Annotated in this window: 25 protein-coding genes; 19 read left to right on the top strand and 6 right to left on the bottom strand. The window is 51.4% G+C overall.

Annotated features, from left to right (window positions below):
- Nucleotides 1–104: 104 nt before the first annotated feature.
- Genes BLV87_RS11140 through BLV87_RS11110 form a run of 7 tightly spaced genes read left to right on the top strand, consistent with a single transcriptional unit; the run spans nucleotide 105 to nucleotide 6,808 of the window.
- Nucleotides 105–2,927: a monovalent cation/H+ antiporter subunit A gene (locus BLV87_RS11140; RefSeq protein WP_093068728.1), complete on the top strand. Its 2,823-nt coding sequence runs from the start codon at nucleotides 105–107 to the stop codon at nucleotides 2,925–2,927.
- The gene (locus BLV87_RS11135) at nucleotides 2,927–3,355 is read left to right on the top strand and encodes a Na+/H+ antiporter subunit C (RefSeq protein WP_245707004.1); all 429 of its coding nucleotides are present in this window, start codon (nucleotides 2,927–2,929) and stop codon (nucleotides 3,353–3,355) included. Before BLV87_RS11140 ends, BLV87_RS11135 begins: the two co-directional genes overlap by 1 nt.
- A complete protein-coding gene (locus BLV87_RS11130) occupies nucleotides 3,352–4,887 on the top strand; it encodes a monovalent cation/H+ antiporter subunit D (RefSeq protein WP_093068727.1) in 1,536 nt (511 codons plus the stop codon). Before BLV87_RS11135 ends, BLV87_RS11130 begins: the two co-directional genes overlap by 4 nt.
- A gap of 2 nt (nucleotides 4,888–4,889) precedes the next feature.
- Entirely contained in the window at nucleotides 4,890–5,384 is a 495-nt protein-coding gene (locus BLV87_RS11125) for a Na+/H+ antiporter subunit E (RefSeq protein WP_093068725.1), read from the top strand.
- A complete protein-coding gene (locus tag BLV87_RS11120) occupies nucleotides 5,378–5,647 on the top strand; it encodes a K+/H+ antiporter subunit F (RefSeq protein WP_093068724.1) in 270 nt (89 codons plus the stop codon). The genes BLV87_RS11125 and BLV87_RS11120 overlap by 7 nt, the downstream gene beginning before the upstream one ends.
- Before the next feature lie 4 nt (nucleotides 5,648–5,651).
- Nucleotides 5,652–6,020, top strand: a complete 369-nt coding sequence (locus BLV87_RS11115) for a Na+/H+ antiporter subunit G (RefSeq protein ID WP_093068722.1) — start codon at nucleotides 5,652–5,654, stop codon at nucleotides 6,018–6,020.
- 2 nt (nucleotides 6,021–6,022) lie between these two features.
- Complete coding sequence (locus BLV87_RS11110) at nucleotides 6,023–6,808, top strand: DUF2189 domain-containing protein (protein WP_093068721.1); 786 nt, start codon at nucleotides 6,023–6,025, stop codon at nucleotides 6,806–6,808.
- A 55-nt stretch (nucleotides 6,809–6,863) separates the two neighbouring features.
- Here BLV87_RS11110 and BLV87_RS19375 read toward each other — a convergent pair whose 3' ends face one another.
- Nucleotides 6,864–7,718, bottom strand: a complete 855-nt coding sequence (locus tag BLV87_RS19375; protein WP_175517912.1) for a hypothetical protein — start codon at nucleotides 7,716–7,718, stop codon at nucleotides 6,864–6,866.
- Between the two features lie 131 nt (nucleotides 7,719–7,849).
- Between BLV87_RS19375 and BLV87_RS11100 the strand changes: the two genes are divergently transcribed.
- The 3 genes from BLV87_RS11100 (at nucleotide 7,850) to BLV87_RS11090 (ending at nucleotide 12,597) form a co-directional block, all read left to right on the top strand.
- A complete protein-coding gene (locus BLV87_RS11100; RefSeq protein ID WP_093068717.1) occupies nucleotides 7,850–10,534 on the top strand; it encodes a cation-transporting P-type ATPase in 2,685 nt (894 codons plus the stop codon).
- 259 nt (nucleotides 10,535–10,793) lie between these two features.
- Nucleotides 10,794–11,171: a hypothetical protein gene (locus BLV87_RS11095; protein ID WP_139282164.1), complete on the top strand. Its 378-nt coding sequence runs from the start codon at nucleotides 10,794–10,796 to the stop codon at nucleotides 11,169–11,171.
- Nucleotides 11,172–11,199: 28 nt separating this feature from the next.
- On the top strand, nucleotides 11,200–12,597 hold the full coding sequence (locus tag BLV87_RS11090) for an MBL fold metallo-hydrolase RNA specificity domain-containing protein (RefSeq protein ID WP_093068714.1): 1,398 nt from the start codon (nucleotides 11,200–11,202) through the stop codon (nucleotides 12,595–12,597).
- Nucleotides 12,598–12,747: 150 nt separating this feature from the next.
- Here the strand turns inward: BLV87_RS11090 and BLV87_RS11085 are convergent, their stop codons facing one another.
- Nucleotides 12,748–13,818 carry an AI-2E family transporter gene (locus tag BLV87_RS11085; RefSeq protein ID WP_093068712.1) on the bottom strand — a complete coding sequence of 357 codons (1,071 nt, stop codon included), beginning with the start codon at nucleotides 13,816–13,818 and terminating at the stop codon, nucleotides 12,748–12,750.
- 107 nt (nucleotides 13,819–13,925) lie between these two features.
- Here BLV87_RS11085 and BLV87_RS11080 point away from each other — a divergent pair, with 107 nt between their 5' ends.
- From BLV87_RS11080 to BLV87_RS11060, 5 genes are all read left to right on the top strand, one after another.
- The gene (locus BLV87_RS11080; RefSeq protein WP_093068710.1) at nucleotides 13,926–14,897 is read left to right on the top strand and encodes a calcium/sodium antiporter; all 972 of its coding nucleotides are present in this window, start codon (nucleotides 13,926–13,928) and stop codon (nucleotides 14,895–14,897) included.
- Between the two features lie 82 nt (nucleotides 14,898–14,979).
- Nucleotides 14,980–15,771 (top strand): SDR family NAD(P)-dependent oxidoreductase, encoded by a 792-nt coding sequence (locus BLV87_RS11075; protein WP_093068708.1) that lies wholly within the window; start codon nucleotides 14,980–14,982, stop codon nucleotides 15,769–15,771.
- A complete protein-coding gene (gene cmoA / locus BLV87_RS11070; RefSeq protein WP_093068707.1) occupies nucleotides 15,771–16,499 on the top strand; it encodes a carboxy-S-adenosyl-L-methionine synthase CmoA in 729 nt (242 codons plus the stop codon). Before BLV87_RS11075 ends, cmoA begins: the two co-directional genes overlap by 1 nt.
- Nucleotides 16,496–17,473, top strand: a complete 978-nt coding sequence (cmoB, locus tag BLV87_RS11065) for a tRNA 5-methoxyuridine(34)/uridine 5-oxyacetic acid(34) synthase CmoB (RefSeq protein WP_093068705.1) — start codon at nucleotides 16,496–16,498, stop codon at nucleotides 17,471–17,473. The genes cmoA and cmoB overlap by 4 nt, the downstream gene beginning before the upstream one ends.
- 52 nt (nucleotides 17,474–17,525) lie before the next feature.
- Nucleotides 17,526–18,227: a 2OG-Fe dioxygenase family protein gene (locus BLV87_RS11060; RefSeq protein WP_245707002.1), complete on the top strand. Its 702-nt coding sequence runs from the start codon at nucleotides 17,526–17,528 to the stop codon at nucleotides 18,225–18,227.
- Here the strand turns inward: BLV87_RS11060 and BLV87_RS11055 are convergent.
- The 3 genes from BLV87_RS11055 to BLV87_RS11045 are packed head-to-tail and all read right to left on the bottom strand — an operon-like array spanning nucleotide 18,224 to nucleotide 20,826.
- Nucleotides 18,224–18,799 carry a hypothetical protein gene (locus tag BLV87_RS11055; RefSeq protein ID WP_093068704.1) on the bottom strand — a complete coding sequence of 192 codons (576 nt, stop codon included), beginning with the start codon at nucleotides 18,797–18,799 and terminating at the stop codon, nucleotides 18,224–18,226. The two genes, BLV87_RS11060 and BLV87_RS11055, sit on opposite strands and share 4 nt — an antisense overlap.
- A 3-nt stretch (nucleotides 18,800–18,802) precedes the next feature.
- Complete coding sequence (ubiG, locus tag BLV87_RS11050) at nucleotides 18,803–19,513, bottom strand: bifunctional 2-polyprenyl-6-hydroxyphenol methylase/3-demethylubiquinol 3-O-methyltransferase UbiG (protein ID WP_093068702.1); 711 nt, start codon at nucleotides 19,511–19,513, stop codon at nucleotides 18,803–18,805.
- Nucleotides 19,510–20,826 carry a TRZ/ATZ family hydrolase gene (locus tag BLV87_RS11045; protein ID WP_093068701.1) on the bottom strand — a complete coding sequence of 439 codons (1,317 nt, stop codon included), beginning with the start codon at nucleotides 20,824–20,826 and terminating at the stop codon, nucleotides 19,510–19,512. Before BLV87_RS11045 ends, ubiG begins: the two co-directional genes overlap by 4 nt.
- A gap of 44 nt (nucleotides 20,827–20,870) precedes the next feature.
- On the opposite strand from BLV87_RS11045, the gene mtnA reads away from it, so the two are divergent.
- Nucleotides 20,871–21,926 carry an S-methyl-5-thioribose-1-phosphate isomerase gene (gene mtnA / locus BLV87_RS11040; protein ID WP_093068699.1) on the top strand — a complete coding sequence of 352 codons (1,056 nt, stop codon included), beginning with the start codon at nucleotides 20,871–20,873 and terminating at the stop codon, nucleotides 21,924–21,926.
- A 16-nt stretch (nucleotides 21,927–21,942) separates the two neighbouring features.
- Here the strand turns inward: mtnA and BLV87_RS11035 are convergent, their stop codons facing one another.
- A complete protein-coding gene (locus BLV87_RS11035) occupies nucleotides 21,943–23,199 on the bottom strand; it encodes a hypothetical protein (protein ID WP_139282163.1) in 1,257 nt (418 codons plus the stop codon).
- Between the two features lie 61 nt (nucleotides 23,200–23,260).
- Here BLV87_RS11035 and xerD point away from each other — a divergent pair, with 61 nt between their 5' ends.
- The 3 genes from xerD (at nucleotide 23,261) to BLV87_RS19370 (ending at nucleotide 25,363) form a co-directional block, all read left to right on the top strand.
- Complete coding sequence (xerD, locus tag BLV87_RS11030) at nucleotides 23,261–24,199, top strand: site-specific tyrosine recombinase XerD (RefSeq protein WP_093068696.1); 939 nt, start codon at nucleotides 23,261–23,263, stop codon at nucleotides 24,197–24,199.
- Nucleotides 24,200–24,319: 120 nt separating this feature from the next.
- Nucleotides 24,320–25,060, top strand: coding sequence for a DsbC family protein (locus BLV87_RS11025; RefSeq protein WP_093068695.1), 741 nt, complete (start codon nucleotides 24,320–24,322; stop codon nucleotides 25,058–25,060).
- A 129-nt stretch (nucleotides 25,061–25,189) separates the two neighbouring features.
- Nucleotides 25,190–25,363, top strand: a complete 174-nt coding sequence (locus BLV87_RS19370) for a hypothetical protein (RefSeq protein ID WP_175517799.1) — start codon at nucleotides 25,190–25,192, stop codon at nucleotides 25,361–25,363.
- The last annotated feature ends 54 nt before the right edge of the window (nucleotides 25,364–25,417 follow it).

The following is a 25,417-nucleotide window of genomic DNA, read 5'->3' as shown; positions in this document are numbered from 1 at the left end:
TCACATTAACCCCGCCAGCGTGACGTAATCAGCACTTCATGGTTTTGTTAGGGTAGAATCAAGGCACCGCCGGAAGCGACCCGGCTTTGTTGCAATGGTGCTGAATGGATGTTTCAACAATTAATCTGCCCTTAGCGGTATTGCTGCCTTTTGTGGGGGCGGCAGTGGTGGCATGGGCTGCGCATTTTCATCGGGTGGCAGCGGCATGGCTGGCGGGAATCACGACTTTGCTGGCGTTGGGGGTATTGTACCCTGCATTGATCGCTGTGTTTGCGGGCGAAACCCTTATCCAGTCTTGGGTGTGGATGCCTGCCATTGGGCTGGATTTCGCCTTCCGCCTGGATGGTTTGGGCGCATTGTTTGCCCTGATGATCCTTGTCATTGGCTTATTGGTCATCCTCTACGCCCGTTATTACCTCTCAGCCAAAGATTCAATGGGGCGGTTTTTTGCCTACATGCTGACCTTTATGGGGTCGATGCTGGGCGTGGTATTGTCGGAAAACCTGCTGCAATTGATGGTGTTCTGGGAGTTGACCTCGCTGAGTTCCTTTATGCTGATTAGTTACTGGCAACACCGGGAGGATGCTCGGCAAGGGGCGCGGATGGCGTTGGCCATCACCGGCGGTGGCGGATTGGCATTGTTGGCGGGAATTTTGCTGCTGGGGCAGATGGTAGGCAGTTATAACTTGTCGGATGTGTTGCTGGCGGGTGAACAAATCCGTGCCCATGCGCTGTATTTGCCGACTTTGGTGTTAATTGCGATTGGGGTGTTTACCAAATCGGCGCAATTTCCGTTCCATTTCTGGCTGCCGAATGCGATGTCAGCACCGACCCCCGTTTCCGCTTACTTACACTCCGCCACGATGGTGAAGGCGGGGATTTTCCTGTTGGCGCGGTTTTTTCCGGTGCTGGCGGGTACGCCGGAATGGTCGTGGCTGATCGGCACGGTAGGGATGATTACCTTGCTGGTGGGGGCATTCGTGGCTTTGTTCCAGCACGATCTGAAAGGCTTGCTGGCGTATTCGACCATTAGCCATCTGGGGCTGATCACGCTGCTGTTTGGGCTGGGTACAGAACTGGCGGCGGTGGCGGCACTGTTCCACATTATCAATCACGCCACCTTCAAGGCTTCGCTGTTCATGGTGGCGGGGATTATTGACCATGAAACCGGCACGCGGGATATGCGCCGCATTAATGGCTTGCTGAAATACATGCCGCATACGGCGGTGTTGGCGATGATTGCGGCGGCGGCAATGGCGGGTGTGCCGTTGCTGAACGGTTTTTTGAGTAAGGAAATGTTCTTCGATCAGGCGGTGGTGGCTTCCGGAGAATCGTTGTGGGGGCAGGCGATTCCGGTGATGGCAACGCTGGCCGGGGTGTTTTCGGTGGCGTATTCGCTGCGCTTTATCCATGACGTGTTTTTCAACGGTGAGCCGGTGAATTTGCCGAAAATGCCGCATGAGCCGCCGCCGTTTATGCGGATTCCGGTGGATGTGCTGGTGGTGTTATGTATTGCGGTGGGAATGTTGCCGATGTTTACGGTCGCGCCATTGCTGGCAGTGGCGGTGCAGGGAACATTGCAAGGCGTTCCGCCCGAATACAGTCTGGCGATTTGGCATGGGTTTAACGAGCCGTTGCTGATGAGTTTTATCGCGCTGGTGGGCGGGATTGCGGTGTATGCGGTGCGTAAGCCGCTGTTTGCGTGGTATGAATCACGGGTGCGTGGTCAGCAATTGCGGCATTTGTATGACTGGAAAATCGACAAGCTGTTGCAGGTGGCGCGTGGCGTGACCCGTGGGTTTGACCGGGGGTCGTTGCAGGATATGTTGTTCTGGGTGTTAGGTTTTACCTTGCTGATGGGAACTGCGGGTTTCTTGTCGAGTGCTGCGCCCTTGTTGGGCGAACGGGTATTGTTGCCACTGGATGCGGTAAGCCTCGCGGTGGGGGCAACCTTGATTCTTGCCAGTTTATTGAGTGTGGTATTGCATCGGGAGCGCTTGATTGCGCTGGTGGTATTGGGGGCAGTCGGATTGGTGGTGTCGCTGGCATTTGTGAAATTTTCCGCGCCGGATTTGGCCTTGACGCAATTGTCGGTGGAAATTGTCACGATTGTGTTGTTGATGCTGGCCTTGTATTTCCTGCCGCAATATACCCCGCGCACCAGTGCGGTGTGGCGCAAATGGCGTGATGGTATTTTGGCTGGCTTGCTGGGTTTGGGGGCGGCGGTATTGGCGTTGGCTGTGATGACTCGTGAGACAGCAACACTGGCGGATTATTTTGTGACGCAAAGTGTGCCGGGCGGTGGTGGTGCGAATGTGGTGAATGTGATTCTGGTGGATTTTCGGGGTTTTGACACCATGGGTGAAATCGCGGTGCTGGCACTGGCGGGCTTGGGGATTTTTGCTTTGTTGCAGCAAATTAAATTGTATGCGCCTGCGGAAGATAGCAGTGGACGCGCTTGGGCGTTGGAGGCGAATCCGTTTATTTTGCAAACGTTTAGTCGGGTGTTGTTCCCGCTGATGTTGATGGTGGCGGTGTTTGTATTCCTGCGCGGACACAACTTGCCGGGTGGCGGGTTTATTGCCGGGTTGATCGCGGCCTTGGCAATTGTGTTGCAGAACTTGGCGAATGGGATTGGCTGGACGGCGCAACGGATTCGTTCTGACATGCATTCGTGGCTGGCGGCGGGTTTGCTGGTGGCAGCAGGCACGGGGATGGTGGCGATGGCGTTGGGGTATCCGTTCCTCACCTCGGCACATACGCATGTGCATTGGCCGGTGGTGGGCGATTTTGAGCTGGCGAGTGCGATGTTCTTTGACATGGGCGTGTTTTTGGTGGTCGTGGGGGCAACGGTAATGATTCTGGTGGAACTGGGCAAGCTGAACCGGCTGGATGCGCCCACACCTGTGCTGCAAGGAGAGGTGTAATGGAATTGCTGATTGCCTTGAGTATCGGGGTGCTGGTGGCTTGCGGGGTATATCTGGTGTTGCGTGCCAGTACTTTTCCGGTGGTGATGGGGCTGACCTTGTTGTCGTATGCCACCAATTTGTTCCTGTTTGCGATGGGGCGGCTGGCCATTGGTGTGCCTGCGATTGTGCGCCCGGATGCAGCGGGATATGCCGACCCATTGCCGCAAGCACTGGTGCTGACGGCGATTGTGATTGCTTTCGGCATGACGGCGTTTGCCATCGTGCTGGCGTTGAAAGCGCGGGGGGAAACGGGCAGTGATCATGTGGATGGAAGAACCCCTCACCCCAACCCCTCTCCCTCAAGGGGAGAGGGGCTAAGAGGATCTCTTGCTCCCCCTCGCCCCTTGAGGGAGAGGGGGCTGGGGGGTGAGGGGGAATCACCATGATGCACTTGCCAATCCTCCCAATCCTGTTGCCGCTACTGGCGGGAATCCTCTTGTTGTTACTGCGTCCGTTGGGTTTGCAGGTGCAACGCATGGTGGGTTTTGTCGCCGCGTTTGCCTTGCTAATGCTGGCGGTGTGGTTGTTTGATGCCTCGCTGGCGGGGCAGCGGCAGGTGTATGCGCTGGGTAATTGGCCTGCGCCATTCGGCATTACCTTGGTGTTTGATCAGCTTGCGGCGTTGATGCTGTTGGTGACGGCAATACTGGCAGTCGGGGCGTTGTGGTATGCGATTGTCACCGAGATTGATGCGCAAGGTAGCCATTTCCATGTGTTGTTCCAGATGCAGTTGTTTGGCTTGAATGGGGCATTCCTGACCGGAGATGCGTTTAACCTGTTCGTGTTCTTTGAGGTGTTGTTGCTGGCTTCTTACAGCTTGTTGCTGCATGGCGGCGGCAAGCAGCGCACCGTGGCGGGGCTGCATTATGTGGTGGTGAATCTGGTCGGTTCGACGGTGTTCCTGTTTGCGCTGGGGGCGTTGTACGGCGCATTGGGCACGCTGAATATTGCGGATATGGCGGCGAAAGTGGCGGCATTACCGGCGGAGCGTGAAGGGCTGGTGATGGCGGCGGGTTTGTTGCTGTTGCTGGTGTTTGGGCTGAAGGCGGCAATGTTTCCGCTGTATTTGTGGTTGCCTGCGGCGTATGCAAGGACTTCTGCCCCGGTGGCGGCCTTGTTTGCGATTATGACCAAGGTGGGGGTATACGCGATTATTCGGGTGCATGGCACGGTGTTTGGGGTGGATGCCGGAAATCTGGCGTATTTCTATGCGCCGTGGTTGCTGGGTTTGGGGCTGATCACCTTGGTATTGGCGGCGTTGGGCGTGCTGGCGGCGTTTCGCTTGCGCTTTCAGGTGGCATATTTGGTGCTGGCTTCGGTGGCAATGTTGCTGATTGCCGTGGGCTTGCATTCCGAAGCGGGGCTGGCGGCGGCTTTGTATTATCTGGTGCATTCGACTTTGCTGGCGGGCGGTTTGTTTTTGCTGGCAGATGTAATTGTGCGCGGGCGCGGGACGTATGCCGACCGTTTTGACCCCGGTATGCGCTTGCCGCACCATGCCTTGCTGGGTGGTTTGTTTATGTTGGCGGCGGTGGCGGCCTTGGGTTTGCCGCCGTTGTCGGGGTTTTTTGGCAAGTTGTGGATTTTGCAGGCGGCATTGGAACACCCGTGGCGTTGGGCGGTGTTGGCAACGGTCTTGATTAGCAGTGCTTTATTGTTAATTGCGTTGGCGCGTAGTGGTTCGGTGCTGTTTTACAAGGTGAAAGATCGGCCTGATGCGGCTGACCCGGTATTGCCGACACAGATTCCGGCATTTGGGCTGAGTCTGACGGCGGTGTTGTGGTTGTTGGCTGCGGTGCCCTTGCTGGTGGTGTTGGCGCATCCGGTGGCTGAAATCATGCAGCAAGTGGCGGCACAAACCCTGGATGTGGTGGGGTATCGTGCGGCGGTATTCGACCCTGCGGTGGGAGGTAAATGAGCATGTTGAAACGATTGTTGCCGCATCCGTTGTTGAGCGTTCTCCTGTTGTTGATCTGGTTGTTGTTGAACAATACCGTGGCAATGGGGCATGTGGTGCTGGGCGCGGGTCTGGCGTTGCTGATTCCGTTTTTGACGGTGGGATTTTGGCCGGAACGGGTGTGTGTGCAGCGTCCGTGGGTATTGCTGAAATTTCTGGCGGTGGTGTTGTGGGATATTGTGGTCGCGAACCTGAATGTGGCAGCGTTGATTCTGGGTTCTACCCGCAAGCTCCAGCCTGCGTTTATGCTGCTGGAACTGGACATCCGTTCGCCGTTGGGTGTGAGTTTGCTGGCGAATACGATTTCGCTGACACCGGGGACGGTTTCGTGTGAGGTGTCGGCTGACCGGCGGCAATTGCTGATCCATGCGTTGCATGTGACGGATGTGGAGGCGAGCATTCGGGAAATGAAGCAGCGTTACGAACAACCATTGATAGAGGTGTTATGCGAATGTTGAATATGGTGTTGCCTTGGGCATTCGGTATGGTGTCGTTGGCGTTGTTATTGAGCCTGTACCGCTTGCTGGTGGGGCCGGATGTGCCTGACCGGATTTTGGCACTGGATACGCTGTACCTGAACACGATTGCCTTGCTGGTGTTGTTCGGCTTGCTGCAAGGCAGTGCGCTGTATTTCGAGGCAGCCTTGCTGATTGCGGTGATGGGGTTTGTGGGCACGATTGCGCTGAGCAAGTATTTGCTGCGCGGCGATATTATGGAGTAGGGTGATGTTGGATGCAGTGTTAGCGATTCTGGTGTTGGTGGGGGCGTTTTTTACGTTGGTGGGTTCGTGGGGGCTGGCGAAAATGCCGGACTTTTTCATGCGCCTGCACGGGCCGACCAAGGCGACGACCATTGGCGTGGGGTCAGTGTTGGTGGCTTCGGCGTTGTACTTTTCGTTCAATACCGATGGGGTGAGCTTGCATGAAGTGCTGGTGACGTTGTTTTTGTTCATGACTGCCCCGGTGAGTGCACACATGATGGCGAAGGCGGCGTTGCATTTGCGGGTGAAGCAGGTGGAGCGGACACGTTCAGCCGTGGTTGAATCAGGGGTGGTGAATTCGTATGATGGAACTCCATTCAGGAGGAAAGAATAATTATGCAATCCATCAGTACCGAACAGCCGTTCACTGAGTACCCTGTGCGTCAGGTCGAACTTGCCAATATTCCCAAGTGGTTACGCCAAGGCGCGGAAGATATTAAAGCCAATCCGTGGTCTAGCCTGCTGTATGGCATTATTTTTGCCTTGGTGGGGATGGGGATGAGTGTGCTTTCTGCCAATAACCCCGGTTTTTTTATGGCGGAAGCGGCGGGATTTATGTTGTGGGGGCCGTTCCTTGCGCTGGGGTTGTATGATTTAAGTTTGCGGCGTGAACACGGTGATCCGGTGAACTTTTTGAAATCGACGTTGGCGTTAAAACGTAACCCGGTTAATTTGCTGTTGTATTCGGCGATGTTGGGCGTGTTGGTGTTGTTGTGGCTGCGGATGTCCTCCATTGTGCTGGATATTTTTCTGCAAGATACGGCAGTGGCGGAGCAACACAGTTATATTGGCTTTATGGCGGCATTGCTGGGGTCAAAAATGGGTTGGCTGTTTACGCTGTCGTTTATGTCAGTGGGGCTGTTGTTTGCGGTGGTGTCATTTATGACGGGTGTGGCGACAGTGCCAATGTTGTTGGAGCGCAAGGTGAGTTTGGTGACGGCATTGAATACCAGCATTCGCGCCATCCTCGCTAATTGGAAAGTGATGTTGGCATGGGCGGCGACCATTGCGGTGATTATTGGCGCGGGTTTGTTGCCGTTTAGCCTTGGACTGATTATTGCGATGCCGCTGATTTCGTATGCCAGTTGGCACGCTTACCGCGATATGGTCGATACACGGTAAATGCGTGCATTGAGCGTTATGCACACGGTGCGCATAACGCTTTAATTAGGTTGGTTTATTCTTTTGTGCCAATAAATAAGAAACCATCAGTACGGGTACTGTTTAGTGCGGCGCTGTAAAGCTGTTGAGTTGATGAGTCAAAGTAAGCAACCCCTGATACTTGAGTGCCACTATTCGTACAAATTTCATTGCTGAACGTGACGGTTACGTTATAGACATTGCCGCGACTGTGGGGAGTGGCAGTACCGGTGAATTTACATCCGGAGGCGTCAGTACCAATGATTTGACCGGTTGAGGAAATATTGGTGATAGCACTTGCTGTGCCTTCTGAGCTTGCGGCATCCCCAGCGTAAGTGCCGGTCAGTGCAGACAGCGAGGGTGTTTTTTCGTAGTCAGCGTTATAAGTGCTAGCAAACGTGACCATTGAACTCGGCATATCGGTATAAGTAATTTCCCCACTGAGTTTGCTCTTGGTTGTGTATGTGCCTTGTAGAGAGGAAATATCGTATAGTTTGAGTTCAGTGATATTAAAATCTCTGCCATTGCTGGAGGCGATGTTGCCAGCATTGCTAGTGGCATTACCTTGAATCACACCACCGATTGCGTTGCTATTACCCGGAATGGAGTATAAAAACCAATATTCACCGTTTTCGAATACAATCCCGGTGACGTTTTGGCTCATACTGGTAGTACCTTGCCAAAGCCCTTCCGCTGAACTGGTGGAGGTCGTACCATTTGAAGTGCTTCCTCCTGATGTGCTACCGCCTGATGTGCTTCCCCCTGAAGTACTCCCGTTGGTGGTACTGCTCCCTAAACTTGCGCCTGTTCCACCACCGCAACCGGAGAATCCAGCAATCAACAGAAAGGCGAGGGTAAGATTACTAACGTTTACAAATGATATTTTTTTCATAATAGTTATTGGCTTAATTGGAAAGTTAAACGGGTTCTGTTTTTTGTTTTGTGTAAATTATAGTTAGTAGTGCGACGCGATAAGGAAAATGTCCGATAAGTGGTTTTAGGCAATCGTAAATAGGTTAACCCATGTCAGCCCCAACACTTTGGCACAACCAACTGCCCGACGTGGCACTCGCCAAATTGGAAAGCAGCAGCAACGGTCTTGATGAAGCGACTGCTCAACAACGTCATCATACTTATGGTGCTAACCGTTTGCCTGCACCACCTTCACGCAGTGTCGTGCTGCGGTTTCTGCTGCAATTTCACAATATCCTGATTTATGTATTGCTGGGTGCGGCTGTTGTGACCGCATTGTTGGGGCATTGGGTAGATACTGGTGTGATCCTTGCGGTGGTATTTGCCAATGCCATTATCGGTTTTCTGCAAGAGGGTAAGGCAGAAAAGGCGATGGATGCGATTCGTGAGATGCTCGCTCCCCATGCGTCGGTCTTGCGGGCAGGCAAACGCCAGACCGTAGCGGGTGATAGGTTAGTTCCCGGTGACATTGTACTACTGGAAGCGGGTGATAAAGTGCCAGCCGATTTGCGTTTATTGCAGGTACACGGTTTGCAAGTGCAAGAAGCACTGCTGACCGGCGAATCGCTGCCCGTTGAAAAGCAGGTAGCGGTAGTCGCAGCCGCAGCAGCCCTCGGTGACCGTACTAATATGGCATTCAGCGGTACGTCAGTGACCAGTGGGCAAGCACGTGGTGTGGTGGTGGCGATTGGTGCTAATACCGAAATTGGGCGCATCAGCGGGTTACTGTCCGGTGTTGAAACCTTGACGACCCCGTTGGTCGAACAGATGGGGGTGTTTGCGAAATGGCTGACGCTCTTCATCCTCACGGTGGCGGCCTTGATTTTTGCCTTTGGCTATTTTGTGCAGCATCAAGATTTCAGTGAGCTGTTCATGGCTGTCGTGGGTTTATCAGTGGCGGCGATTCCTGAAGGGTTGCCCGCCGTATTGACCATTACCTTGGCGGTGGGGGTGCAAGCCATGGCGTCGCGCCATGCGATTGTACGCCGCTTGCCTGCGATTGAGACTATCGGTGCGGTGTCGGTGATTTGTTCTGATAAAACCGGTACATTGACCCGCAATGAAATGATGGTCACTAGGGTGATGACGGCGGATGCTGCCTTGCAAGTGGTAGGAGAGGGGTATGCGCCACAAGGAACCTTCAGTCATCGTGGTCAGCCGTTTGATCCCGCCGAGCTACCCGTTTTATCCGAATTAGGCTTGGTCGCCTCGCTGTGTAACGATGCGGAACTCAAGCATCAGGATGCCCTTTGGCTGGTAGAGGGTGACCCGATGGAAGGGGCATTACTGGCTTTTGCTGCCAAGACTGGGCTGGATGTCACGCAAATACGGCGTGAATGGACGCGCACCGATATGATTCCCTTTAATTCCCGCCACAAGTTCATGGCAACGTTGCACCATGACCATGCGCAACACGCTTGCATTCTGGTGAAAGGCGCACCGGAAAGCGTGATCGGTATGTGTCAATACCAAGTCGTTGGGGGCAAGTTACAAGCGCTGGAGGCCGCTGTTTGGCAACAGCAGGCGGAAACGATTGCCGCACAAGGGCAGCGGGTGCTGGCACTGGCAAGCCGTCGTGTGCCACCACACCATACAGTGCTGGAATACGCCGATGTACAAGGCACGCTCACCTTGCTGGGGCTGGTGGGTTTGATTGACCCGCCGCGTGCGGAAGCAGCCAGTGCTGTGGCTGAATGCCACCGGGCGGGTATTCAGGTGAAAATGATTACCGGCGACCACGCAGCCACTGCTGCTGCCATCGGCAAACAGATTGGTTTGCAGCATACCGACAAGGTACTGACAGGTGTAGAGCTTGATTTACTGGATGATGCCGATTTAGCCGCCGTCGTGTTGAATACCGACATTTTTGCCCGCACCTCACCTGAACATAAATTGCGCTTGGTCATGGCTTTGCAAGCACACGGCATGACGGTTGCCATGACTGGTGATGGGGTAAACGATGCGCCCGCACTGAAACGTGCCGATGCCGGGATCGCGATGGGGCAAAAAGGCAGTGAGGCTGCCAAGGAAGCGGCTGAATTGGTGTTGGCAGATGATAATTTTGCCTCAATTGTGGCAGCCGTGCGTGAAGGCCGCACGGTGTATGACAATATCAAAAAGGTCATCAGTTGGACGTTGCCAACCAGTACAGGTGAAGCCGCTGTTATTGTGTTGGCATTATTGTTGGGGATGTTATTGCCGATTACGCCGCTGCAAATTCTCTGGGTCAATATGATTACGGCGGCTACCCTAGGGTTGGCATTGGCGTTTGAACCGACCGAGGCGCATACCATGCAGTACCCGCCCCGCCCGCGTGCTCAGCCATTACTGAGTGGTGGGTTGTTATGGCATATCGTGTTGGTGACGACGCTGTTTTTGTGTGGCGTGTTTGGTATTTATGCTTACGCGCTTGATCAAGGTTATTCGCTGGCGTTGGCGCGTACTTTGGTGATGAATACCTTGGTGGTCATGGAAATCTTTCACCTGTTTTTTATTCGCAATATGTACGGCACGTCTCTGACATGGCAGGCGGTAAGGGGTACGAAAATGGTGTGGCTGGCAGTGATCGTGGTGACGGTGGCACAATTTGCCATTACCTATTTGCCGCCCTTACAAGCCGTATTTGCTACCGAAGCGATAGCATTAGGTGATGGTTTATTGATTGTTGGCATCGGCGTGGCGTTGTTTGTTTTGGTGGAGTTGGAGAAGCAGATGCGTCTACGTCTGAGGCGATAAAACCGTAAGCCTGCTACTGTGCTGTAGATTCAATTGCCGCCTTGCTACGCCCAGAAAATGACGATGTAGAAGCGCTGCCTGATCATCTTGAAGCGGAATGGGTAGCGTTCGATGGTGAGGATCAAGGGATTGCCTTTTTCTATTTGCACTATACTCAAAGTAGCACAAGCGGTGGAGAGGGTAGATGTTAAAACAACTGTGTATTGCAATTATCCTATTATCGTTATTGCCTATAGAGGGAGTTTTAGCTGATTGGTCTGTGACTAAGGTCATCAGCCTGAACCATATTTTCTCGCCTTCCGACAATGACGGCTGGCGGCTAGAAAGCGTGGTGTTGGAAAAAGCCATCAATGACCGCAGCTATTATTCCATCGGTATTTTGGAAAATTCCGAAGAACGTTTAGGGCTGGTTCTCGGCTATTCCAATATTTTTTACCAACGCAAAAAGTTTACCCTGCACCGCAGCTTTTACCTATCCAGCAATTACAAACGCTTGCCTGCGGTGATGCCTGTACCAATGGCGGGTATCCGTTACCACCTGACCCCCAAGGTTGATCTGGTGGCGCAAGCTACGCCGGTTCCCGATCCTAAGGATGCTTATGTAATTTTTATGACCGGGGTCAATATTGATTTCTAGTCAAGTCATTGACTCAAAAGGATAAGACATGACAATAACACTGCAAATTCTTGGCGCGGCTGATGAAGTCACTGGCTCGTGCCACCTAGTGACGGTCGGTGACTACAAACTCTTGTTGGATTGCGGTTTGATTCAGGGTTCCTGGCGGGATGAGGCACGCAACAGTGACCCGTTTCCGTTTGACCCTGCCAGCATTGATGCCGTTATCCTCAGTCATGCCCATATCGACCATTCCGGGCGCTTGCCATTGCTGGTGAAACACGGTTTTCGTGGGGCTATTTACACCCACAAAGCCACGGCTGATTTGTGCCGCATTATGTTGCGGGATGCTGCTTACCTGAATGAAAAAGATGCCAAGCTGGAAAACCGCAAGCGTGAACGCAAAGGCTTGCGCCCTATTGAGCCACTGTACACCATCCAAGATGCTGAAGCGGTGTTCCCTCATTTCCAGACATTGGACTATGCCGAACGCTTGGAGATTCTGCCACTGGCGGCGCTCAGGTTGATGGATGCCGGGCATATTCTCGGTTCAGCGCTTGTGGAATTGTGGTTACACAGCGGTAAACACGACCGCAAGCTGGTGTACAGCGGTGACTTGGGGCGTTCCGGGATGCCAGTGCTGCAAGACCCCGCCATTATCAAACAAGCCGACATGGTATTGCTGGAAAGCACCTACGGCGACCGCCTGCACCGCGATTGGGACGCTACCCGCCAAGAGTTGGCTAACCTGTTCCGGGAAGTGACTGCCAAACAAGGCAATATCCTGATTCCGGCATTTGCAGTGGGGCGCACCCAAGAAATCTTTTACTTGTTTGCCAAATACTTTGACGAGTGGGGATTGGGGCGTTGGCAAATTTTCCTCGACAGCCCACTGGCTATCGAAGCCACGCACGCCTACGCCCAGAACTGCGACCTGTTTGATGATGAGTCCTCACAATTGTGGCGGCAACACCGCGATAGCCCGTTGCTGCCGAACCTGACATTTACCCGCACGCCCGAAGAGTCCATGCGTATCAACCAGATACACAGTGGCGTGATCATTATCGCCGGAAGTGGTATGTGTAACGGTGGGCGCATTCGCCATCACCTCAAGCATAATGTATGGCGGCGTGATTGCCACGTCCTCATTTCCGGCTTTCAGGCACGTGGCACACTGGGGCGGGCATTGGTCGATGGTGCAAAACATATCCGCCTGTGGGGGGAAACCATCCGCGTTGCTGCACAAATCCACACCATTGGCGGGCTATCGGCGCACGCTGACCAAGCTGCCCTGACCCACTGGTATGCGCAATTTGACCCGCGCCCGCCAGTGGTTTTGGTGCATGGCGAACCGGTTGCCAAAGCGGTCTTCGCGGAACACTTGCGCAATACCTTGGCTGCTCCGGTATGCTTGCCACGCTACGGTGAAACCTTTGATCTGAAGTAACAGCGTGACTTCAGGGCATAACCCTAAGCCGTTTAGAGACTCAAGCTACGGGTCTTGACAGATTGGCAATGCCGCCGAGAACATCACAGCAGAACTCGGCTGTTCGTTGTTAGCACTGAAACCGGCTGGCTTCGTATCGCCTATTTCGGCTTACTGATTTGGCAAGATGCTGGTGTGTTGTCGAGGCCAAGCATTAATGACGGCATTAATCAGTGTTGCCAGTGGAATGGCAAAAAACACACCCCAAATCCCCCAGACTGAGCCAAAAAATAGCACCGCAGTGATAATTGCGGCAGGGTGTAAATTGACCATTTCGGCAAACAATAAGGGAACGAGCAGATTACCATCAAGAAACTGGATAATACCGTAAGCGATCATGACATAGGCAAAATCGGTATTAAGACCCCATTGAAAATAGGCTACCACCGCAATTGGTAAAGTGGCGACCGCAGCCCCTACATAGGGGATCAGCACTGAGATACCGACTAAAAACGACAACAGCATCGAATAGCGCAGGTCAAATGCAAGGAAGGTCACAAATGACACTGCCCAAACAATCAGGATTTCCAGAAATTTACCACGCACGTAACCGGCAATTTTACCGTTGACCTCGCGCCAGACCTGAATCACCAATTCGCGATCCTGCGGTAAAAACGTGGAAAACCAACTCAGTACCAGATCTTTATCCTTGAGAAAGAAAAATACGAGTAGCGGCACAACAACCAGATACACAACAAAGGCTATCAGGTTGAATACCGATGATAAGGAGAAACTCAACACATGCCGGGATAACTGGGTCAACTCATTGCGTAGACTATTGAGTAATTCCAGAATGGCTTGTTCTGAAACAAGGGTGGGGTATTTTTCAGGTAATGTCAGTAAAACACTTTGCCCACTGGCAATCATGCCCGGAATTTCCAGAGCAAATTGCGTCGCTTGTTTGAACATAAGCGGTGCTAGTATCACCAAAATCAATAATAGCATGACTATAAATAGGCTGAATACCAGCAGAATTGCGGCAAAACGGGGCAGCTTATAACGTCGTAACAAATGCACCGCGCCATCCAATAGGTAGGCAATAATGACGGCAGCTAACAGCGGCGCGAGTATTTTTCCGGCAAAAACAATGAAACTAAAGCCCAATAATAATAACATCGCCAAAATGGCGACTTGGGGGTTGGAAAAGTGTCGGGTATACCAATTATTAAGCAGTTTAAGCATGGGGTTATTATCGTGACATTTGCTGGTTAGAGGTAGGGGATACTAGCAGACCATCGCTAAAAATGGCATAAACCGTCACATCTTGTCAGAATGTAAAGGAAACCAATATGTTGTTGTCGCTAGCTGCTATTGTTGTCGGTCTTGCTGTATTGGTATGGAGTGCCGACAAGTTTGTCGAAGGTGCTGCTGCCACAGCAAAACATTTAGGAATGCCATCCCTTCTGATCGGGATGGTTATTATTGGGTTTGGTACATCCGCCCCTGAAATGACCGTATCTGCCTTTGCCGCGTGGGAGGGCAATCCAGCCTTGGCATTGGGCAATGCCTATGGTTCCAATATATTGAATATCGCGTTGATTTTGGGGATAACGGCAGTGATTGCCGTCATTGCAGTGCATTCCGATATTGTCCGCAAAGAAATGCCGATTTTGTTGGCGGTGACGCTGCTGTCGGGTTTGCTGCTATGGGATGGGGAAATCAGCCATTGGGATGCGGTGATCCTGCTGGTGGTTTTTTTTGGGATTATGGGTTGGTCTATTTACTCGGCGATGCGTGGGCGGCAGGATGCGTTATCCGCAGAAGTGGAAGAGGAATTGGCAAGCCACCCCATGACGTTGAAAACTGCACTGATGTGGTTGGCTGTCGGTTTGGTGCTGTTGATCATCAGTTCGCGGATTCTCGTGTGGGGTGCTGTGGATATTGCGAATGCATTGGGGGTGAGTGATTTGATTATTGGGTTGACAATTGTGGCGCTGGGTACTTCGTTGCCGGAGTTAGCTTCCTCGATTGCGGCGGCTCGTAAAGGTGAATCCGATTTGGCATTGGGCAATATTGTTGGCTCGAACTTGTTTAACACCTTGGCGGTGGTTGGGATCGCTGGGGCAATTTCCCCCATTGCTGTTGCCGATGAGGTGTTGACCCGTGATTTCCCGCTTATGTTAGCAGTCACTGTGGGTCTATTCATTATGGCTTACGGTTTCAGAAAGCCGGGGCATCTAACACATTGGGAAGGTATTCTATTACTCAGTATGTACGTGGGGTATACCGGTTGGTTGGTGTACGCGGTGTTGTCGCCTTAAAACTTGACCTGTGCCCTACACCCCCGCTTCGATAAGCGTTAAACTCGCTTTCTTTTGAGGTTGACCCCAAGCGGAGACAGGAATGCAGCAAGATTTATTGGCTTATGTGCCATCTGAGAGTGCTTTGCAAGAGCGCGTGATTTTGGTCACGGGTGCTGCCGCAGGCATGGGCAAAGCGATTGCTAAAGCTTGTGCACAATATGGCGCAACCGTCGTCATGCTCGACAAAGAAGTGCGTCGCGCGGAGGAAACCTACGACGAAATCGTCAACGCAGGCTACCCCGAACCGGCGCTGTATCCGCTGGATATGCAAGGTGCTACCGCCAAAGATTACTACGATCTTGCTGAAAATATCCGTGAACAATTAGGGCGTTTGGATGGGGTGATGCTGAATGCGGCATGGCTGGGGGCATTTACGCCGATCAGTCACTACGATACAGAACTGTGGTCGAAAATGATCATGGTAAATTTGCACGCTAATTTTCTGCTGACACAGGCTTGTTTGCCGTTACTCAATGCAGCGGCTGACCCAGCGATTGTGTTTGCGGGGCATACGTCGAATAAAGCGTTTTACGGCGCATTTGGGGTGGCAAAAGCCGGAATGACTGCGTTTTGCGATATTTTAGCGGCGGAATATGATGACCCTGCGCATTTTATCCGAGTGAATACGGTGGATACGGGGCCTGCACGTACCAGTATGCGTACCCTGAATTTCCCCGGTGAAAATCCCCAGAGTGTGGCGCGTCCTGAAGCGTTGGTTGCGCCTTACCTGTACTTTCTTGGCGCTGATGCGGGCAAACGCACGGGTGAGCATGTGGTGTTTGCGCGTCAGCCGGGTGAGGCACGTTGGGCGGGGGAGGCAGTGGCAGCGTAATGCAACGTGATTCCATCTACGCACTCCCGCAAGGACAAGTGGTTGATTTTGCTTTCAATGAAGCGGTCGCGGATGTTTTTCCTGATATGATTCGCCGTTCTGTACCGGGGTACGAGACGATCATTGGCTTGTTGGGGGTAATTGCTCGTCGTTACGCTCAACCCAATACTCAGATTTACGATCTCGGTTGTTCATTGGGTGCGGCAACTTTGTCGATGGCATCGCAAGTGCGGGCAGATGGGGTGCGCTTTGTATGCGTGGATAATTCGGTGGCGATGACACGGCGCTGTGAGCAAATCTTACAACGGCATTTGCCAATGGGGCAGTTTCAGGTGGAATGTGCGGATATTCAGGCAATTTCTTTGGAAAAAGCGTCGGTGGTGGTGCTGAATTTTACGCTGCAATTCCTTAAGCCTGCCGAGCGTTTGCTGATGTTGTGTAAAATTTATGAGGGTTTATTGCCGGGCGGTGTTTTGATTTTGTCGGAGAAGCTTCAGTTTGCGGATGCGTCAGAACAGGCGTTATTGACGGATATTCACTTGGAATTCAAGCGTGCCAATGGGTATAGCGAGCTAGAAATTAGCCAGAAACGTTCCGCGTTGGAAAATGTGCTGATTCCCGATACGTTTGAGCAGCAGGTGGAGCGCTTGCAAGCAGCGGGATTTTCCCAAACCGTCAAGTGGTTCCAGGGTTTTAATTTTGCTTCCTTATTAGCGGTGAAAGTGTGAACGGGTTGGATTCACTCTACGCTTTCTTGCAAACATCGCGTCTCGCGCCTTGGCTGAATACGTTGCCTGAGCAACTGGATAGTGCGCTGCACCATTCGCACGGTAAGTGGGAGGAGTGGCAGGCAGCGTTGGCAAATGCGCCGGTATTGCCGACTCAGCATATTGATTTCAATAGCCGTGCCGTGACGTTGGGGTCAGCCGCTGAAGTTGATGCACCGATTCAGGCGCAATTGCATACCGTGTTACAAGCCTTGATTCCTTGGCGCAAAGGGCCTTATGAGCTGTTTGGCATTAAAGTGGATACCGAGTGGCGGTCGGATTGGAAATGGGAGCGGGTATTGCCGCATCTGAGTCCTTTACCCGGTCGGCTGGTGTTGGATGTGGGGTGCGGCAGCGGTTATCACCTCTGGCGTATGCGAGGTGCTGGGGCAGAAGCGGTGATTGGCATTGACCCCACTTTATTGTTCCTGACCCAGTTCCAATTCATGCAACGTTATGCCGGTGAGCATCCTGTGTGGATGTTGCCGTTGAAAAGTGAAGATTTGCCGGATTTGCAGCAAAAAGGTTTCGACACGGTGTTTTCGATGGGGGTGTTGTACCACCGCCGTGATCCGTTGGGGCATTTGCAGGAATTACGCCGTGCCTTGCGTGCAGGCGGTGAATTGGTCTTAGAAACCTTGGTGGTGGAAGGTGATGAACACACGGCGCTAATGCCACATGACCGTTACGCCAAAATGCGCAATGTTTGGTTTATTCCTTCTGTACCAATGTTGTGTTTGTGGTTGAAACGGCTGGGATTCACCCATATTCGTGTGGTAGATGTTACCCCAACCAGTACACAAGAGCAGCGTTGTACGGCGTGGAGTAAAGGCGAATCATTAGTGGACTTCCTTGATTCCACAGACATTACGCGGACGGTAGAGGGGTATCCCGCTCCCATAAGGGCTACGCTTATCGCTAATACACCCGCGTGATCTGGTCAAGGCAATATCACTAAATTACAATATGATTAAGCATTGAAATAAAGTGAGCCAAGTGGATACGCTATTGCAAAAACCAGGGTTTATGTTCGCGATGGGAAAAAACAATCGCCTACAACAACAACTAGCTCGTCGTATGGGGCAGGCATACCAGCGCTTTCGCCACAGTTGGGGAGGCTTGTTGCTGGATCCGTATTTGCGGGATGGGGGTAATTATCGTTATCGGCGCTATTCGGTATTTCATTGGAAAAACAATGCATTAGATGTCTTGCCTCATGAGCCGCATTATCAAAGCAGTCACTACAACCGTGTGCATGGCGGTTTTAATCGCCACTTCCGCGCATGGTTACCCACCACCTTGAAAAACCCGGCGTTAAAAGAAATTGTGCGTTGGGCAACACAGCAATTTTCGCGTAGTCCAGCAGAATTGTGGCGTATCCAGGCACATCAATTCCGTATTATTGCCCGCCCTGATCAACAGGGTAAGCCGACACCTGAAGGTATCCATAAAGACGGTGCAGAGTATATTCTGATTATGATGATGGATCGGCACAATGTTAATGGCGGTGTGAGTCGTATTTACGACAATGCCATGCAGCCTTTAGCGGAAGGAACCTTGGCACAAGCAGGGGATTTGGTATTGGTGAATGATCATGCCGTTTACCACGGGGTAACGGAGATTAGTCCCGCAGACCCAACACAACCCGCATGGCGAGATGTGTTGGTGTTGACGTTCCACAAGGCTTAGCCGGGGCCTTCAAAGTATTTCCAGGGGTATTGGAGGTCATTCTTGATGGTACTCCAATACAAGTCGCCAGAATTGCGCCATGGGTCAAGCAAAATACCGGTTTCAAAAGGTTTGCCTTTGGCGGTGACAATCAGGGTACTGTGTTCGCGCCATGGGTTGCCTTTGTAGGCGACTCCCCAATACAGGTCGAAAGTCTTTAGGTTTTTGGTACGCATCCGCGCTCGCATGGCACGCGCCCAATCCACGCACAACCCCGCTTTGCGCTGTTTGGAGTTACGCAAGGTATTATGGAACACCGGCGGCCATGTTAACCCCCAGTCGTTTGCTAAATACATGGGGTATACAAAAGCATCATGGGCAACCGATTGTGCTTCTCGCGGGTCGACAATAGCAGGGTCAAGCGCAATCAGTGCGTGGTTTAATTCGTCGATACGCTGCTTCATCTTGGGTGTCAGGTTTTGTAAGCGTGGGTTACCCTCAGGGGTAAGCGTTACATTATCGTACTGGACGGCACAACCACTGACGGCGAACATGATTAGCAATAAGCTAATCAGTCGTTTACTATCAAACATTAATCACATTTCCTTCTTAAAATACATGAGATAATTAACATCTACGTCTTTTCCTAAACGATAACTTTGGAATAGCGGATTGTATGTCATCCCCGTGATATTCCGCAGTTCTAAGCCGACAGAACGCGCCCAGCGTTCGAGTTCAGAGGGCTTGATGAATTTGGCGTATTCGTGTGTGCCCTTGGGCAGCATCTTCATCACGTATTCTGCGCCTAAAATCGCAAATGCAAACGCTTTGGGGTTGCGGTTGATGGTGGAGAAGAATACATCGCCACCGGGTTTGACCAGTGTGGCACACGCGGCAATCACTGAGGCAGGGTCGGGAACGTGTTCTAGCATTTCCATGCAAGTGACGACATCAAATGACGCTGGTGCGGTTGCTGCCATGTTTTCGGCGCTAATTTGCCGGTAAGTGACTTCCACTTGCGATTCTAGCGCGTGGAGTTCAGCAACTTCGAGCGGGGTTGCGCCCATGTCAATGCCGGTCACGTTTGCCCCGCGTTGCGCCATGCTTTCCGCCAGAATGCCGCCACCACAGCCAATGTCGATGACGGTTTTGCCGCTGATGTGCGCGTGGTCGTCGATGTAGTTTAGGCGTAAGGGGTTGATGTCGTGGAGCGGTTTGAATTCGCTGTCTCGATCCCACCAACGCCAAGCGAGGTCTTCAAATTTGCGGATTTCATTGGGGTCGACATTGGGTGTGGTCTGGGTCATGAGGTTTCTCCAATTTTTTGTTGCCAGCAATGCGCTTTGGCAATCAGGGTGGCGCTGTCCAGCGTAGTCAGTTGGCGATTGATCATCAGTGCTTTGCCTGCTACCCAGGTGTGTGTGACTTGTTCGCGGCTGGTGCAATATACCAAGTGTGAAACAGGGTCGTATAGGGGGCTGGATTCGAGTGTGCCAAGGTCAACGGCAATCATGTCGGCGGATTTGCCAACCTCCAGCGAGCCAATCTTTGCATCCAAGCCTAGGGCTTTTGCACCATTGATGGTTGCCATGCGTAAGGCTTGGGTGGCGGGTATGGCACTGGCATCTTGGGCGACAGCTTTGGCAATCAGGGCAGCGGTGCGCATTTCACCTAGCATGTCTAGGTCGTTGTTACTGGCATTGCCGTCGGTACCGAGTGCGACATTGATGCCTGCTGCGGTGAGTTTTGCGACCGGGCAAAAGCCACTGGCAAGTTTTAGGTTGGATTCTGGGCAGTGAATGACGTGTACGCCCTTGGTCGCGAGTAAGGCAATGTCTTCATCATTTAATTGCGTCATGTGGACAGCGAGGAAATGTTTGTCAAGTAGGCCCAGTTGCTCCAAGCGCGTGAGGGGGCGTAACCCCGTTTGTGCTTGTGCTTGCTGGACTTCAAACGCCGTTTCGTGCACATGCATGTGTATAGGCACATCGAGTTCGCAAGCGAGATGCAGCACTTTATGCAATGGCTCATCGGAGACGGTATACGGAGCATGTGGGGCAAAAGCGGTGGTTAGCAACGGTTTTTCTTGCAACTGGTCATGCAAGGCTAAGCCTTTTTGCAGGTATTCCTCAACACCGCTGCCCCAACGCGTGGGGAAGTCGATGATGATCATGCCAATGCAGGCACGGATTCCGCTTTCATCTGCCGCTTGTGCCGCAGCTTCGGGGAAGAAATACATGTCGTTGAAACAGGTTGTACCGGAACGGATCATTTCCGCTATGGCAAGTTGAGCACCGTTGTAGACAAATTCAGCATCTGCCCAACGGGCTTCCGCAGGCCAGATATGATGTTGTAACCAGTCCATCAGGGGTAAGTCATCTGCTAAACCTTTGAGTAGCGACATAGCGACATGGGTGTGTGCGTTCACCAGCCCTGGTAGTAACGCTTGTTGCGGTAATGCGACAATTTGTCGGGGTATATAACGTTTTTCTGCCTCAGAAGTGGGCATAATGCCCACAATCCTGCTATCATCCACTGCTATAGTGTGGTGTCGCAAAACCTGATTGCCTGAATCAACGGTGATAATCCATTCAGGTGTAATGAGTAAATCAATTTCCATTGTCATTGGGTGTTGTAAGATTGCCACGGTAAAGCAACCTATTTATGCCGAAAATCATCATGAGTCAACACGATTCGATCCGTGCCGTAGAGTGGAAAGACAATCATCTGGTGTTACTTGACCAGCGCAAACTGCCGCATAACGAGCAGTATGTACAGTTATACAGTGCTGAAGATACCGCCGAGGCCATTCGGAATATGGTGGTACGCGGTGCGCCAGCGATTGGGATTGCCGCCGCTTATGCTGCTGCGATGGCTGCGAGAAAATGTTACAAACAATATCCGCAAGATTGGCGTAAGCGTTTGAGTGCGGAAATCGACATTCTGCAAAATTCCCGTCCGACGGCTGTCAATCTCATGTGGGCATTAAAGCGCATGTGTGATTTAGCAGACACGGTAGAAGGCGATCCAGAAGAACCATTGCTGGCGCTGGCACAACAAATTCATCAAGATGACATTAATGCTAATTACCGTATGGGTGAATTGGGTAGTGCATTGATTCAGCCTTCTCATGCTGTATTGACCCATTGCAATACAGGTTCATTGGCAACCGGTGGCTATGGTACAGCACTGGGCGTTATTCGCAGTGCTTATAGCAATGGGCAAATTGAACATGTGTATGCTGATGAAACCCGCCCTTGGTGGCAAGGCTCGCGTCTGACAGCCTGGGAATTGGTGAAGGATAAAATTCCTGCACATTTACTCTGCGATGGTGCAGCGGCACACTTGATGAAACAGGGTAAAGTGTCGTGGGTCATCGTTGGCTCTGACCGTATCGCGGCGAACGGCGATGTCGCCAATAAAATTGGTACGTACAGCCTTGCGGTGAATGCGCGTTACCACGGTGTAAAATTCATGGTAGTTGCCCCGACCAGCACCATTGATTTGGCAACCCTGAGTGGTGATGCTATTCCTATTGAAGAGCGCTCTCAGGAAGAAGTCTTGAACGTTGCAAATCAGCGCATTGCTGCTTACCACACGCAGGCTTGGAATCCTGCTTTTGATGTAACGCCTGCTGCGCTGGTTGATGCACTGGTTACGGAAAAAGGGGTTATTTTAAACCCTGATGCTGCAAAAATCGCGGCGTTGATGGCTGCTTAAATCCATTCATACATCCCTAAGCCGTTTTAGCCAAACCATACATACGTTGGTGTAAACAACGATTTAGGTGTTGTATATCGGTATCTAGCCTGTAATGTTCTTGCCATTCGGTTTGGCGGAAAGGGCGTTCGTTGACAGGTAATGCTGCACACTCATAGCTTTTACCGGTTACTGTTTTAATGCTCATCACACTTACTGCTTGCTGGAAATAACGCTGATAAAGGTTTTCTGGCAAACGTTGTTTTAATAGCGGCTCCTCGGGTAAGTACTGTTCGATGAGTTCGAGGTGTGATAGTTGCGCATAAGGGTAAAATTCTTGTTGTTCATACAGGAATTGCTTGGCAACCCGGTCAAAATACCCACGCCCCATGAGTAGGCCGCGCTGGGTTAAGATCCACAAATGAATGTATTGCACGCGGTATACGTTGTGTCCCTTGCGCCCATACGGGTCATCCTGCATCGCAACAAGGGGAATATGCTTATCGTCTAATAGAGTGTGCCTGATTTCTGTGTGTTGTTGTGCAGCTAAGGGTAGTTGTAGATAGCCCCAGCTTTCCATTATAAAACCTTCCCAGCGTTGTTGGCGTAACGTTTGTGACAAGTTGCTGCATTCTGCTGGCGGCAGTAGATACAGCAAGGTATTGTAGAACAGTTTTGCTACGGCTTGCTGATATTCAGTATTGAGTTGTGTCAGCATTGCGGGTGGCGGTAAACTTTCAAGCTGGTGGGCGATGCTTTCCTTTTGTACATCCAACGCCTGCATTTTATCGAGATGTTTACCTAACAGTTGTTGAGTGGCGCGAATCTTACGCTCCGATGCATACCAGTATCCTGCCAGTGCTAGGATAGGCACACTCGGCAATAGAAAATGACCGCGCATTACTAACAAAATAATAACGATAAATGTCGCCATAAATAGAATCAGGCGCGGTGAATTCAAATGAAATAAGCGTTGTTTTAAAACTTCTAATTGTTCATCTAGTTGTTTTTGATAGTTTATTTGCGGTAGTTTCCATGGGTTAGGCTCATAAAAAACACGCCAGCGTTCGCAATAGGCTTCTTCTGAGTTTGTTTTGAGTAACTCTTTGGCATCGTGATTACCGCACGCATGGTTAGAGAAAATCGGGTAAGTTAGCACTTCATGATCGAACTGCTGATAGTCAAGTTTAGTGTTTTCCTGTGTTTTGGCATCTTGTTGTTGCTTGCATTGTTCCCGAAATTCTCGCAGCATGTATTGGCTCATCGCCATGCTCTGGTATTCATTATTAGTCATTATTTTAGCCCTTTGGATATTCGTAGAGTTTGTTCACATTTCACTCTCTTGTCATAAGACCATGAAACCTGAAAAAAAATCCCTACCCGCTATCATGCGTATAAATTGCCTGAATCAAGGATTAATTGATCGTTTTTTGGACGCTTTTTGGTCAGAACGCGGGGTGAGCCGAAATACACTGGCCAGTTACGAACGTGACTTGCGCTTGTTATGCCATTGGCTAGATGAACGCAGTGTGGCGTTAGATCAGGCAGAACGTGGTGACTTATTGGAATATTTAGCCATTCGGGTACGTGATGGTGCAAAAGCGGCTACCACCGCCCGCTTATTGTCTAGCTTGCGGCGTTTTTACCGTTGGCAGGTACGCGAAAACTTGCGTAAAGATGATCCCACCGCGCAGATCGAAGCGCCCAAACAAGGTCGGCATTTACCGCATACGTTGTCAGAAGAAGAAGTCGATGCCTTGTTACAAGCACCTGATATTGGTAATCCGCGTGGTTTGCGTGATCGGGCGATGCTGGAATTGTTGTATGCCACCGGCTTGCGGGTGTCTGAATTGGTGGGAATTCGTTTAAATGAATTATCCCTGCAAAATGGTGTTATTCGCATTACGGGCAAAGGCAATAAGGAACGTCTTGTGCCGATGGGGGAAGAAGCTCATGACTGGATACAAACGTATTTGCGGGATGCGCGGGGCTTGTTGATGCAAGGCAAGGATATTGCCGAACAAGTTTTTGTCACTACTCGCGGCAGTGGCATGACTCGGCAGATGTTTTGGGTGCTGATTCAGCGCTATGCTTTGGAAGCAGGGATTGTTAGAAATATTTCCCCACATACCTTGCGCCATGCGTTTGCGACGCATTTGTTGAACCATGGGGCGGATTTACGGGTCGTACAAATGTTGTTGGGGCATAGCGACCTTTCCACCACACAAATTTACACGCATGTGGCGCAGGCACGGTTACAAGATTTGCATCGCCAGCATCACCCGCGTGGTTAAGGGACTGTAATGTGGGGAATCATATACACGCTACAGTCAGCCATGATAAGGTATCATCCACTATCTGATTAAAGAATAAGCATTTTTACTGTAAGATTTTCATTCAGGAATAGAGAAACCATGTACAAAAAAATGATTCTGGGCGCACTGATCGGTATGGCGCTCGCAACGACTGGGGCAATGGCTGACGATGTGCCTGCGGATCTGGGCGAAAAGCTGAAGCCGATGTTTGGTGGTCAAGCACCAGACTCGCTGAAACCTACCCCACTTGCCAATCTGTTTGAAGCTAAATTTGGCGGCGAAATCATCTACGTGAGTGGTGATGCGCGTTATGTGTTTGCGGGAGAGTTGATTGACGCGCAAACCAAGTCCAGCCTGACAGAAGCGTCACGTTCTGCTGATCGTGTAGCGATTGTCAAAACGATTGATGCAGGCAAAAGCATTGAATTCAAAGCGAAGGGTGAAGAAAAGCATGTGTTGTATGCTTTCACTGACGTGGATTGCCCATTCTGCGTGAAGTTACACAAAGAAGTACCCGCATTGAATGAAAAGGGTGTTACGGTGCGTTACTTAGCGTATCCGCGTGCGGGTGTCGGTTCACCTGCCTACAAAAAGATGGCGAATATCTGGTGTGCCGATGATAAGCAAGCCGCGATGAACCAAGTGAAAAATGACGGCAAAGAAGTAGCAGCGAAGGAATGTACCAATCCAGTGGCTGAACAGTTTGAGCTGGGTCAAAAATTGGGTGTGAATGGTACACCAGCATTGCTGACGATGGATGGTATGATGATTCCGGGCTACCGTCCGGCTGATCAATTAGCCAAAATGTTGGATGACGCGAAAGCAGCAGCGGCAAAATAAATATTCTGGAAGGGCGTATGCAATACGCCCCTATACGCATCAACTTTAACCCGCGAAAGCGGTCTCCCTCTCTGGTAGGCTATTAGTTTTGCACACCGAATAGATCGACTTCGACAAGGAGACCGCGCATTGATACTGACAAAAGTAGCCACCGCATTGCAAGCCATCTTGTATGAAAAAGCGGACGCGTTAGCAAAAAAAGCGGCTTCATTCAACGCCAGCGCAAACTCAGCGGCTCGAACTTCATCCGCAGCTTGGTGTTTGGCTGGATGGGCAATCCTGCCAGCACATTGGATGGATTAAGTCGGACAGCCGCCTTCCAACAGCTCCCCATTAGTCCACAGGGACTGGACAAAC

This window comes from Thiothrix caldifontis, assembly GCF_900107695.1.
Lineage (GTDB): Bacteria > Pseudomonadota > Gammaproteobacteria > Thiotrichales > Thiotrichaceae > Thiothrix > Thiothrix caldifontis.
The sequence above is the reverse complement of the archived record's forward strand: the minus strand, read 5'-3'. Positions and strand labels throughout refer to the sequence as shown.